This is a genomic window from Streptomyces sp. NPDC004126 (assembly GCF_050275515.1).
Lineage (GTDB): Bacteria > Actinomycetota > Actinomycetes > Streptomycetales > Streptomycetaceae > Streptomyces.
In genome coordinates, this window is record NZ_JBNNPF010000071.1 from 22163 (window position 1) to 34399 (window position 12237).

9 protein-coding genes are annotated in these 12237 nt (G+C 74.8%); all 9 read right to left on the reverse strand.

Annotated features, from left to right (window positions below; genetic code table 11):
- Positions 1–4 precede the first annotated feature (4 nt).
- Positions 5–952, reverse strand: a complete 948-nt coding sequence (gene mshB / locus ACQKM2_RS37080; protein WP_427717660.1) for an N-acetyl-1-D-myo-inositol-2-amino-2-deoxy-alpha-D-glucopyranoside deacetylase — start codon at positions 950–952, stop codon at positions 5–7.
- Positions 949–2001: an aminotransferase class I/II-fold pyridoxal phosphate-dependent enzyme gene (locus ACQKM2_RS37085; protein ID WP_427717662.1), complete on the reverse strand. Its 1053-nt coding sequence runs from the start codon at positions 1999–2001 to the stop codon at positions 949–951. Before ACQKM2_RS37085 ends, mshB begins: the two co-directional genes overlap by 4 nt.
- Entirely contained in the window at positions 1995–3392 is a 1398-nt protein-coding gene (locus ACQKM2_RS37090) for a nucleotidyltransferase family protein (protein ID WP_427717664.1), read from the reverse strand. The genes ACQKM2_RS37085 and ACQKM2_RS37090 overlap by 7 nt, the downstream gene beginning before the upstream one ends.
- Entirely contained in the window at positions 3392–3880 is a 489-nt protein-coding gene (locus ACQKM2_RS37095) for a CYTH domain-containing protein (RefSeq protein ID WP_427717666.1), read from the reverse strand. Before ACQKM2_RS37095 ends, ACQKM2_RS37090 begins: the two co-directional genes overlap by 1 nt.
- On the reverse strand, positions 3881–5152 hold the full coding sequence (locus ACQKM2_RS37100; RefSeq protein ID WP_427717668.1) for an MFS transporter: 1272 nt from the start codon (positions 5150–5152) through the stop codon (positions 3881–3883).
- Positions 5149–6006, reverse strand: a complete 858-nt coding sequence (locus ACQKM2_RS37105; protein WP_427717670.1) for a hypothetical protein — start codon at positions 6004–6006, stop codon at positions 5149–5151. The genes ACQKM2_RS37100 and ACQKM2_RS37105 overlap by 4 nt, the downstream gene beginning before the upstream one ends.
- 59 nt (positions 6007–6065) lie before the next feature.
- Positions 6066–7370, reverse strand: coding sequence for a biotin carboxylase N-terminal domain-containing protein (locus ACQKM2_RS37110; RefSeq protein ID WP_427717672.1), 1305 nt, complete (start codon positions 7368–7370; stop codon positions 6066–6068).
- Positions 7367–10465, reverse strand: a complete 3099-nt coding sequence (locus ACQKM2_RS37115) for an amino acid adenylation domain-containing protein (RefSeq protein WP_427717674.1) — start codon at positions 10463–10465, stop codon at positions 7367–7369. Before ACQKM2_RS37115 ends, ACQKM2_RS37110 begins: the two co-directional genes overlap by 4 nt.
- Before the next feature lie 71 nt (positions 10466–10536).
- A partial coding sequence (locus tag ACQKM2_RS37120) for a prolyl oligopeptidase family serine peptidase (RefSeq protein ID WP_427717677.1) occupies positions 10537–12237 on the reverse strand: 1701 nt, incomplete at its 5' end.

Consider the following 12237-nt stretch of genomic DNA (forward strand, 5'->3'; position numbering starts at 1 on the left):
GGGTTCAGGCCTTCCAGAAGAGGTCGGGCGACGGGGATGGTGACGGGGAATCGGACCGGGCCGGGGTCCGCGACGGCGCCTGCGGGTCCGCCCGCAGGTAGTGCTCGCCGTCCAGGACCGGCTGGCCGTGGCCGTTGGACAGCGCGAAGTGCCCGCCCGCCAGCAGGATCTGGGTCGCGTGCGCGCGCATCGCCGCCCGCTTGGGGTGCAGGTACGGGCCGGCGTCCACGGTCACCGAGACCAGGTCGTCGGCCACCACACCGGGGATCTCCCCGAGGGCCGCGACCGCGGTGAACGGCAGTCCGGGCAGGTCCTCCCGTACGGACTCCAGTCCGGCCTCGGCGGCCGAGCGGGGGACGCAGTTCCAGTACGCGGCCCCGATGTGCCACGGCTCGCCCAGCTCCGGCCGGTGGTCCGGGTCCGCCGCGCGGGTCCGGGCGAGGACGGCGACCCGGTGGGCCTGGATGTGGTCGGGGTGACCGTACCCGCCCCGCGTGTCGTACGTGACGAGGACGTGCGGCCTGGTCTCCCGGACCACCCGGACCAGCAGGTCCGCGGCCTCCGGCAGGTCGGCCTGCCAGAAGCAGCGCGGGTCCGTGTTGGTGGGCGCGCCCATCATCCCCGAGTCGCGGTAGCGGCCCGGGCCGCCGAGGAACCGGTGGTCGCGGACCCCGAGTTCCCGCATCGCCGCGGCCAGTTCGGCCGCCCGGTGGGTGCCCAGGGTGTCGTCCCGGGTGGCGGTGAGGTGGTTCAGGTCGGCCGGGATGACCTCGCCCTCCTCGCCCATCGTGCAGGTCACGAGGGTGACGTGGGCGCCTTCGGCGATGAGCCGGGCCATGGTTGCGCCGTTGCCGATCGACTCGTCGTCGGGGTGCGCGTGGACGAACAGGATCCGGCGGTCTGCGGAGGCGGCCGCCGTGCCGTTGTCCGCCGCGGGTCCGTCGGCCGTCATGCTGCTCTCCCTTCCAGGGGTGTCGACGGTGTGGCGGTCCAGGGGGTCAGTTCCAGGTCCGGGTGCCGGGCCAGCAGGTGGGCGACGCGTTCCGCCGCGCGGACGGCGTCCGCGGGGCCGATGCCGGTGAAGGCGAGCCGCACCGAGGGGCAGGGCATGCCGAAGGCGGTGCCCGGGTTGGCCCGGACGCCTGCTTCGGCGAGCCGGGCCACCAGTGCCTCCTCGGCAAGTCCGGTTCCGGCCAGGGCCAGAGACAGGCCCTCGCCGTCGCAGGCCCAGCCGAGCAGTTCGGCGGCGCGGGCGGCGAAGGCGCGGCGGGCGGCGGCGACGGGCTCCACGCACTCGGCGAGCAGGGCCGCCACCGTCGGCCGGTCGAGGAACAGCGCCCAGGTCCGCTGCCAGACCGTGGCCGGTCCCGGCATCCGCCAGCTCTGCGCGGCCGCCTCGGCGGCCTCCGGCGACGGGCCGGCGGCCCAGCCGAGGCGGGTGCCGCCGCCGGTCAGCTTGGACAGGGACGTGGCGCTCCAGGCCCCGTCCGGCGTCACGCACCCCGTCGGGGCGTACCAGCGGTACACCTGGTTCACCACCACCTCGTGCCCGGCCGCCGCCAGCGCCGCGAGCCGGGTCCGCTCCGCCTGCGTCAGCGACCGGCCGTCGGGGTTGCGCAGCGGGCTCGTCAGCCAGAACGTGACCCGCCCCGCGCCGGCGGCGGCGTCCGCCAGCCGCTCCCAGGGCGCGCGCCGGACCTCGGACGCCCCGCCCAGGACGAGCGGCACGTCCGAGAACGTCGGCTCCTCGACCACCGCCACCCGGGTACGCCCGGCCCACAGGGCGGCGAACTGCCTGATCCCGCCCGTGATCACGAGACGTTCCCGGCCGTCGGAGTCGAGCCCGGCGAGTTCGGCCACCCGGTCGCGCAGGGCCTCGTCTCCGCGCGAGGGGGCGGAGTCCCAGCAGCCGGGGGTCCGGGCCGCCCGCTCCTGAGCCGCGGCGAATCCGCGGCCCAGCCGCTCCGGCCAGGCCCGCGGCGGGCCGGTGAGGTCTAGCATCCGGAGGCGGTGTGGAGCGCCCAGGCCTGCTCGACCAGATCCCGTGGCAGCCGGTAGTCCACGGTCGGTACGAAGTACTCCCCGTCGACCCGGACCACGGTGCCCGCCGGCCCGTCGTGGCGGACCACTCCGGGATCGCCGAGGAGCTGCGTGCGCCGGAACAGCGCGGCCGGCTGCCCCGGCCCGGAGGTCCGGTCCGCGGCCAGCTCGTGGGCGATGACGGCCGGGACCAAGCGGACGCAGGTCCACGGATTCAGTTCGAGGGCCGGCGGCTCCTGCCCGGGGGCTGCGGGCACGACCTCCAGCTTCAGCCGGTCGCGGTAGTAGCCGTACGCGTCGGCGGCGATCCGCAGCGCCCGGACGCGGCCCTCGCGGCGGTTCACCCGGTAGGCGTGCACCGTGGTGCCCAGGCACCGGCGCGTCCAGTGCGGGCCGTCCAGCTCGGGGGTCGGCTCCAGGGTGCGGGCGGACGGCAGGGAGCGGAGCCGGGCCTCTTGCGCGGGGGTGAGGACGCACACCTCGCGCAGCCGGGCCACGATGAAGCCGAAGTACTCGCCGAGGCCGGAGTGGCGCAGACGGGCCTCGAAGCGGGAGACGTCGAAGGCCGGCAGGGCGAGCGCCATCAGCAGGTCGTTGACGTCCTTCGCGGTCACAAAATAGTCCCCGGCGGCGTTGTTGACGCAGCAGGCCAGGTTCTCCTCCGGGGCGATCACCTCCAGTCCGGGCTCGTGCCGGGGCAGTACGTCGGCCAGGCCGATCCGGGCGCAGTGGCGCACCGAGTAGTCGCCGAAGTGCAGGTCGATGTTGAGCTCCGAGCCGCCCTCGGGGGCCAGCAGGTTGATCTGGCCGTACAGCAGCCCTGCCGCCGGGTCGTACTTGAACCAGGGCAGCTCGTTCGGGTTGTAGACGTGTCCGTACTCGCGGCGCAGCAACTGCGACAGGAAGTAGGCGTCGGCCCGTCGGCGGACGAAGAGGTCGAGGTCGCCGAAGTCCCGGATGCCGGGGTCCGGGTACGTGACCCGGGCGCCGAGGCCCTTGATGGCGAACAGCTCGATGCCGTGCTCGCGGGCGATGTCGTCCAGGCGCTTGAGGTTCTCCTCGATCAGCCCGTGCATCTCCCTGATCCGGGTGGCCCGCGGCCGGATCGCCTCCATGCAGGCGGCCACGGCGGGGGAGGACTCCGCGTACGGGGCGAGCCGCGGCATGACGATGCTGCGGGTGCGGTGGTTGCCCAGGATCCGGGCGGCCTCCTCGCCGCCGACCGCCTCGACCGCGGCGATCGAGCGCTCCACGGAGAAGCGCGGCTGGAGCACGGCGAGGCTCATCAGCGCGATCAGGTCGTCCCGGTCATGCGGTGTGGCGGGCTTGATCAGGGATGTCTTGAGCGCCATCAGGGACTCTCTCCTTCGTGCGGCGGCATACCGTCCACCGCGAGGGACTGGTTCTTGTATGCGGCCAGGCTGGTCACCTCGGGACCGAACCAGGCGGGGCAGTCGAAGGCGCGGGCCGCCTCCTCGCTGTCGAACTCGACCTCGACGGTGCGCAGTCCGGACAGCGCGCCGTGGTACACGTCGAGGTGGAACAGGGTTCCGCCCGCCTCGAAGCTGTACCGGTCCTTCTCCAGGCGGGCTGCGGCGGTCGCCGGCCACAGGCCGGTGAACTCGGCCTCGGTGAGCTCGCGTTCGACCTCGGTGCGGACCATTCCGGAGCCCCGCTTCAGGGTCAGGAACCAGCGGCCCGCGGCGTCGCGCAGCCGGACCTCGGTGCCGTCCGGCGAGATGGACACGTATCCCTGCGCGATGCGCCGGGGCTCGGTGCCGGCCGGCGGGGGCTCGGCGCCGGCTTCGACCAGGAACTTCCGCTCGATCTCCAGGGCCATCTAGAGCTCCCCCGCGGTGGCCGCGGCGGCCGGCACTCCCATGCGCCGGGCCCGCCGTCCCGTCAGCAGGGCGCCGACGCCGGCCGCGGCCAGCAGCACGGCGCCGTAGACCAGCCAGCCGGTGGCGTCCGCGCCGACGACCAGGGCCATGGCGACGGGGCCGGCGATCGAGACGATGCCGGTGCTCAGGTCGAAGGCGGCCAGGTACTCGTTCTTGCGGTCCGCCGGGGCGAGTTCGTACGAGATCGTCCACCAGGCGGGGGACTCCAGCATCTCGCCGAAGGTCAGGAAGACGGCCGCCGCCAGCAGCACGCCGATCACTGCGTACGAGGTGAGGTCCGCGGACCAGGCCAGCAGCAGCGACGCCACCGCGAAGGCCACCGCGCTCGTCGAGATGCCCCTGCCCGCGGACGGGACGTCCGCCGTCCGCTGCGTGAAGCGGTACTGGAGGATCACCACCATCAGGGTGTTGACCACGACGACGAGTCCGACCATCGCCTTCGGGATGTTGTCGTGCCGCAGCGCCCACAACGGCAGGCCCACGTCAAGCACCACGAGGCTGCTGCCGAAGACGGCGGCACACACGGTCAGGGCGAAGTACTCCCAGTCGCGCAGCACCGACCAGTCCGTGCGCTCCCGGGACACCTCCAGCGGCCCGGCCGGGCTGAGCCGGGCCACGCACAGGGCGCCGAAGAAGAAGGACAGCCCGTTGACGAACAGGCCCGCCTGGAGCAGTAGGTCCGAACCGGAGGAGACGAGCAGCGCGCCGGCCGCCCCGGACAGCAGGTAACCGATGTTGCGCAGGGCCCGGATCACGCCGAGCATGCCGGCGCGCTCGCCCTCGCCGAGGACGGCGACGGTCAGGGTCTGGTTCAGGCCGCGGCTGCCCGCACGGGCGGCGGCGGCCAGCACCGAGACCACCAGCACCCCGGTGAGGCCTTGCACGAACGGCAGCACGCAGAACAGCAGGCCCAGGACAACCTTGCTGATCACCGTGAAGCGGTGCACGCCGATCCGGCCGGCCAGCGCCCCGTTGGGGACGGTGAGCAGCAGTTCGCACACGCCCGACACGGACAGGACCAGCGCGAGCTCGCCCGCGCCGAGGCCGGCTGACAGTACGGCGAAGAACGGCAGGCAGACGGCGGCCATGCCGGTGCCCGCCGCGTCGACGAGTCCGTTGAAGGCGAGGACCCGCTTGGGCCCGCCGGTCTTGAACACGTCCCACCAGCCGAGCCCGGACAGTGCCCGGCTGAGGGCCGATCCCGTGGTCATCGGCCCTCCGCCAGCCGCTCGGCGATCCTCGGGTGGGCCAGCAGTGCGCCGAGGGCCCGCGCGGTGTTCGCCTCGACGCCGCTGTCGTCGACCTCGTGCCGGATCCAGCCCCACTTCTCGGTGACGGCGCGGAACACGCCGGCCGTCTCCTCCTGCATGGTCAGGAAGGAGTCCTCGCTGCGCTCGCCCGCCGGACCGTAGTCCTCCAGTGCGCCGATGGCGCCCTTCTGGGCGGTGCGCCAGCGGTAGGCGTCGGCGGCCCTGCCGTCGATGAGGATGCCGACGTCGGGCTGGAGCAGGGCGGAGCCGAAGACCGAGGTGAGCGCGTCGTACAGGAACTCGGTGAGCTCGGCGGTGCGGTCGCCGTCCTGTGCGTCGGCGAGGCGGCGGGCCACCATCAGTTCCTTCAGCACGTGCTTGAGGGGGTAGGACTCCTGCACGACGACGGCACCGCGGCGCAGGGCGGGCCCGGCGACCTCGGAGGCCAGGATCACGTTCCCGGCGATCTCGACGAACGCGGCCGCGAGGGCCCCGGCCGCGCTGTTCTCGTGGACCGGCTCGGCAGCCAGCTCCTTCTCGTGGCCGCCCGCCTCCCAGGAGGGATAGTCGCGGGGCAGGTCGATGCGCTCGCCGCCGCGCAGCCCGCCGCCGTAGAGGCAGCGGAAGGTCTCCAGCCACAGCTGCTGGAGGGCGACGGCCGGCCAGGGCGCGTCGGCCTGCGGCAGTACGGAGCGCCAGGCGATCGTGACGACCTCCTGTCCCGCGGCGCGCATGCGTTCCTCGAAGGCGCGGCACAGCGTGCTCTTGCCTATGCCGTCCATGCCGAGGAAGGCCACTGTCAGGCCTGTTGCCATTTCCACTCCAGGGTGTCGCGTGGGGATGGGTGCGTGTGGTGCGGGGGGTCCGGCGGCCATCAGCAGGCCGCGGGACGGAGTACACGGGTGTCGAGGGCGTCGGCGATGTCCTGCGCGTAGTGCCGGATCCCGGCGGCCTCGCCGGCTTCCAGCGCGGCGGCCAGCCGGGCCCCTGCCTCCTCCCGGCGGGAGCCGGTGGCCAGTGCCTGGGCGAGGATCAGCTCGTACCAGACCGGCCGGCCTGCGTCGACGGTGTGGGCGTAGCTGACCCCGGCCACGGGCCGGAAGGAGAGCCGCTCCAGCCGCCCGACGCGGGGGAACTCGGAGAGCTCCGCCGGGTGCACGAAGAGCCGGGCCTCCAGAGCGTGGGTGGTGCGGTCCACCCGGACCGTCCCGGGGGTGATCGGCTCGTCGGCCGCGATCCTGAGCTGGAGGGCGATGACGTCGAGCCCGCACTGGCTCTCCGACATCCGGTAGGCCAGCGGCAGCCGGCCGTTGACCTCCATGAAGAAGTAGTCGTCCCCGTCGACGAGGAACTCCACGGTGACGACGTTGGTCAGGCCGAACGCGAGGGCCAGCCGCCCGGCGTCCGCCCGCATCCGCCCGACCAGCCCGGCCGGGACGCCCAGCACCGGCGCGGCCTCAAGGAGCTTGAGGCCGTCGGCGCTCAACAGGGTTTCCCGCTCGCCCAGTTCGGCGACCGTACCGTACACGTCGATGGCGAGGCTGATGCCGACGACCCGGCAGTCGGCCCGGAACTGCTCGGCGTACCAGCGCGGGCCGCCGTCCGCTCCCGCGGCGCCGGGTACCAGTGCGGCCAGTTCGGCCGGGGTGTGGACGATCCGCACGCCCTGGCCGCCGTAGCCGGCGGCCGGCTTGAGGATCACCGGCCAGCCGGTCCGCTCGGCGAACGCGGCCAGCCCGGCGCGGGTGTGGTCCGTGTGGTGCGGCAGCACGGGGACGCCGTGCCGCTCCGCCACCTCGATGGCGCGCTGCTTGTCGGCGACGGAGCGCAGTGCCCCGGCGGACGGGCCGACGAAGCGCAGCCCCGCCGCCGCCAGGCGCTCCGGCAGTTCGGGGTCCTCGGCGAGCGCCCCGTAGCCCGGGTAGACGGTGTCGGCCCCGCTGCGCAGGGCGGCCTCCACCACCCGGTCCACCGAGTCGTACGTGTCCCGCATGCCCCAGCCGCCGACGCTGAAGCGGTGGTCGCCGGCTTCGGCATGCCGGTCCTGCGGGTCGGAGGCGGCCGTCAGGACCGTGCTGACGAGCCCCATCGCGCGGCAGGTCTCGGCGGCGCGCACGGCGATCGCGGCCCGGTTGGCCACGAGGACGTGCCGGAGCGGGCGGAAGTCCGGCCGTGTCATCGCGCGTCCTCCCCGACGACGGCCGCGAAGCGGATCAGCAGCTTCTCGGCGGCCTCGGCGATCCGCCGGACGGTGGCCTCGTCGTGGGCGTCCCGGCTGTACGACCACTTGGCGCGGAGCCGGCCGCCGGTGACGTCCGCATGGATCTTGATCTTGTAGGGCTGGGACCGGTTCCGGGTCATCTCCAGCCCCAGGTCGCCGTCGGCCGCGTGGAACGGCGCCGAGAACTCGACGTCGTGCAGCTGGTGCCCCAGGTAGTTCAGGTAGATGTCCGGCTTCGGCAGGGCCGCCAGGGCCGCCCGGGCCGCGGCGTCGTCGTGGAGGAAGCGCAGGGCGCCCCAGGTCACTTCGAAGCCCCTGATCCGCCGCAGCTGCCGGGCGGTCTCCGCCAGCAGCGCGGCGTCCGACCGGTCCCTCGGTACGTCGACCACGTAGGGCGTGACGCTGTTGAGCCAGCCCACCGAGCCGCCCGGCTCGACCGCGCCGGACGGGTCGGTCCGCCCGTGCCGGCACAGGGCGACCGCGGAGGCCGAGCCGCCGGTCTCGGCCGCGTGTGCGGCCGAGATGGCCGAGACGAGGGCCTCTTCGGCGGTGGCGAGCGGCCGGCGCCGGGCCGCCGTCAGGGCCTCGGTGACCTCGGTGGACCAGGTGACGGTGAAGGAGGAGATGTGGCTCAGGTGCATGCTGCCGCCCGGCCGGTCGGCCGGCAGCGGGCGCAGGCCCTCCCAGGGCAGCTCCCGCCAGGTCTCGGCGAGCAGCTCGCCGAGTGGCCCGTTGGCCAGCCGGTGCAGCGAGTTCGCGTACGCGGACGAGGACGGCGGGGCCGCGGCGTGCCAGGTGTCGGCGCCCCCGGCCAGGGCCAGGTAGGCGCAGCCCAGCTCGCGGGCCAGGATCTGGAGGGACAGGCCGTCGCAGACGAGGTGGTGGAAGGCGATCAGCAGCCGGTCGCCGGCCGGGCGCTCGAAGTAGGCGGCCCGCCAGACCGGACCGGTCTCCACGTTCAGCGAGCGCTGGAGCCGGTCCGCGTGCTCCTCGGCGTCCGCGGTGGTGTCCTCCCGGTGCCAGGCCAGAGCCACCGCCTCGGGCACCGGCACGTGGGAGAGCTCCCACGTGCCGGAGTTCCGGGTGAAGCGGGAGCGCAGCCCGCTGTGCCGCTCGCACAGGACTTCCAGGGCCCGGCGCAGGAGGGTCTGGTCGAGCCGGTGGGAGGTTCCCGCCAGCAGGGTGACGTTGTAGTGGTCCGGCTCGGGGTGCTCCCAGGCCAGGAAGCGGTGCTGGGCGGGGGTGAGCCGGGGCGGCCCGTCCGGGGCCGGGACCGCGGCGGCCGGGTGCGCGGCGGCGGGCGCTGCCGTGCCGAGCCGGGCCAGGGCGCCGAGGTCGGGGGCCTGGTACACGTCGGCGACCCGCAGCCGGAGCCCCTTCTCCAGGGCCCGGCCGGTCAGGGTCATGGCGCCCAGGCTGTCGCCGCCGAGCGCGAAGAAGTCGTCCTCCGGCCGGACGCCGGGCACTTCCAGGACCTCGCGGCAGGCCTCCGCGAGCACCTCCCACGCCGCGTCCGGAGCCCCCGCGGGCCGGGCCTCGGCCGGCTGCTGCGCGTCGGGCCGGGTGTCCGGCCGCGCGTCCGGAGCCGGTACCGCTCCGGTGCCGAGGGCCAGCCGGTCGATTTTGCCGTTGGCGCTGCGCGGCAGCGCCGGCAGCACCGTGATCCGGCCGGGCACCGCGAACCCCGGCAGGACCGCGGCAAGGTGCCCGGCCAGCTCCGCGGGCGTGGGGTCCCCGCCCTCGCGGGGGGCGACGTACGCGACGAGGCGCGCCGTCCCGTCGCCCTTCTCCAGCACGACCGCGGCCTCGGCGACGGCCGGGTGCTCGGCCAGCCGGGTCTCGACCTCGCCCAGCTCCACCCGGTTGCCGCGAATTTTCACCTGGTCGTCGATGCGGCCGACGTAGTCGATCTCGCCGTTCGGGCGGCGCCGGCCCAGGTCACCGGTCCGGTAGAGGCGGCCGCCCGGCCGCCGCGGGTCGGGCACGAACCGCTCGGCCGTGAGCTCCGGCCGGTTCAGGTAGCCCTCGGCCAGGCCGACGCCGCCGATCAGGATCTCGCCGGTCTCGCCGTCCTCGCAGGGCGTCCCGTCCTTGACGATGTCCACGAACGTGCCGGAGACCGGGGCACCGATGGTGATGTCCCAGGGGTCGACCCGGCAGGTGGTGGAGAAGATGGTCGTCTCGGTGGGCCCGTAGATGTTCCAGACCTGGTCCGCCGAGTCCAGCGCGATGGCCGTGCGCCGCGGCAGGGCCTCGCCGCCCGCGATGATCCGCAGTTCGGCGGAGGGCCGCCAGCCGTTCGCGGCCAGCGCCCCGAACAGCGAGGGCGTGCCCATCAGGAAGGTGGGCCGTCGGTCGGCGAGTGCGGCCGCGAACCGCTCCGGGTCGCGGGCCGCGCCCCGGTCCGCGAGGTGCACGCAGCCGCCGCGGACCAGCGGGAGCAGGATCTCCAGCTGGGCGAAGTCGAACGAGAAGGAGGCCATCGCGAGGACGGAGTCGTCCTCGCCGAACCCGAAGGTGCGGGCGGCGTACTCCAGGATGTTCACCAGGCCCCGGTGCGTCAGCAGCGCGCCCTTGGGGCGGCCCGTGGAGCCCGAGGTGTAGATCACGTACGCCACGGCGTCCGGGGCGGTGGCGGCGGGCTCCATCGCGGCCCGGGGCTCGGGGAGTTCGTCCGCGCGCACGATCCGGCACCAGCCCTCGAAGGCGGCCGCGGTCGCGGCCTCCGCCACCAGCAGCGCGACACCGGCGTCCTCGGCCATGAAGGCGAGCCGCTCGGCCGGGTACTCGGTCTCCAGGGGCAGGTACGAGGCGCCGGTCCGCAGCACCCCGAGCACCGCCGCCACCATGGAGCGGGTACGGGTCAGGTGGATGCCGATCCGGTCCCCGGGCGCCGCGCCCGCGGCCCGCAGGGCGTGGCCGATCCGGTCCGCCTCCGCGTCGAGTTCGGCGTAGGTCCAGGCGCCGTCCGCGTCGCGGACGGCCACCCGGTCCGGAGTCCTCCCGGCTTGCCGCCGGAACAGCTCGTGCACCGAATCGGCGTCAGTGTGCATGGGTCGCTGGGTCCCTTCTGTGTGCTGTGCCCGCAATGTCTGCGCGGCGGATGCCGCGGTGGCGGGGCTGGTCATGGACGGCTCCCGAAGGTCTGCCGGTACAACTCCAGTTCCGCCTCCAGGGCGGCGACGACGTGGGCGCCGCGCTTGAAGCCGTGGCGCTCCCCGTCGAAGAGCAGGTGCCGGTACGGGATCCCCCGCCGGCGGGCGCCGTCCAGGAAGCCGGCCGCCTGTCCGGGCGGGCAGATCGGGTCGTCGGTGCCCTGGAGCAGCAGGAACGGGGCTGTGAGGCCGGCCGTGTTGGACGCGGGTGAGCGCTCCTCGTAGCGGGCGCGCTCGGCCGGCCACGGCCCCACGAGGGTGTCGCAGCAGTACGCCTCGAACTCGCCGTGCCGCTGCCCGGCGCGCCAGACCGCCATGTCGAGGATCGGGTAGTAAAGGGCGCCGCACCGGTAGAGGTCGCTCCGGGTCAGCGAGACCGCTGCCGTCCAGCCGCCCGCGCTGCGTCCCCGGATGCCCAGGCGCCCGCCGTCGGCGAGGCCCTCCGCGACCAGGCCCGCGGCGACCGTCGCGCAGTCGTCGGCGTCCTGGAGGCCCCAGGCGTGCCGCAGCCGGTCGCGGTACGCGCGCCCGTATCCGGCGGAGCCCGCGTAGTCGACCGCGGCGACGCCGATGCCCCGGCTGGTGAAGTACGCGACCTCCAGGGAGAACGCGGCGGGGAAGCGGTCGGTGGGACCGCTGTGCGCGAACACGACGTACGGCGGGAGCTCGCCGGCGGGGCCGGCGAACCGCGGGTTGCGCGGCGGGAAGAGGACCGCGTGCACGTCCTGTCCGCGGACGTCGGTGAAGGTCCGCTGCGAGGGCACCGGGAGGTAGGCCTCGTCGATGTCGGACCGGTGGACTGACAGGGTTTCGGCCCGCCCCGTGCGCGCGTCGACCAGGAGGGCTGCGAAGTCCCGGGCCGGGCCGGCTCCCACCGCCAGGATGCGGTCGCCGTCGGCGCAGAGCAGAGCCGCCCACTCGGTGAACTCGGGTGCCAGGGGTTTCAGCTCGCCGCTCCCGGTGTCCAGGACGGACAGGCCCGAACCGTCGGGGCCGTGGTGGAGCACGGCCACCCGGGAGCCGTCCAGCGGCGCGCACCAGCTGAACCCGATCTTGGTGAGCGGCCCGGCGAACTCCTCGGCACGGGGGCAGAGCGCGACCGCCGCGCCGGTGTTGGTGTCCGCCGCCCCGCCGGTGCCGGCCGCGACCCGGTACAGGTTCCACCACCCGCTGCGGTCGGTGACCGCGTACAGGGAGTCGGGGCCGGCCCACTCCACCTGGGCCACGGCCTCCTCGGGGCCGCCGGCCACGACGCGGGGCACGCCGAGGGTGAGGGTGGCGCCGTCCTCCAGGACGTCGGCCACGCAGGCCTCGGACCCGTCCCAGGGCATCCGGGGGTGGTCCCAGGCGATCCAGGCGACCCGGCGCCCGTCGGGGGAGAGCCGGGGGCCGGTGAAGAAGTCCCGGCCGGCCGCGAGGACGCGGACCGCGTCCGCGTCGGCCGCGGCGCGGCCGTCGAGCGGCACGGCCACGAGGTCGCGCACGGCCTCGGGGTCCGCGCCGGCGCTCCACCGCTCGCGCACGCACCACACCTCGGCCGCCCGCTCCACGACGACCGGGTCCACGTAGTGCGCCTTCGCACCCGCCTCGGGCGGGGCCGTCAGCGGCCGGGGCCCGGACGCCCCGGCCGCGTCGGGCTCGTGGCGGGTGTGGCGCGTGGTTTCGGGCGG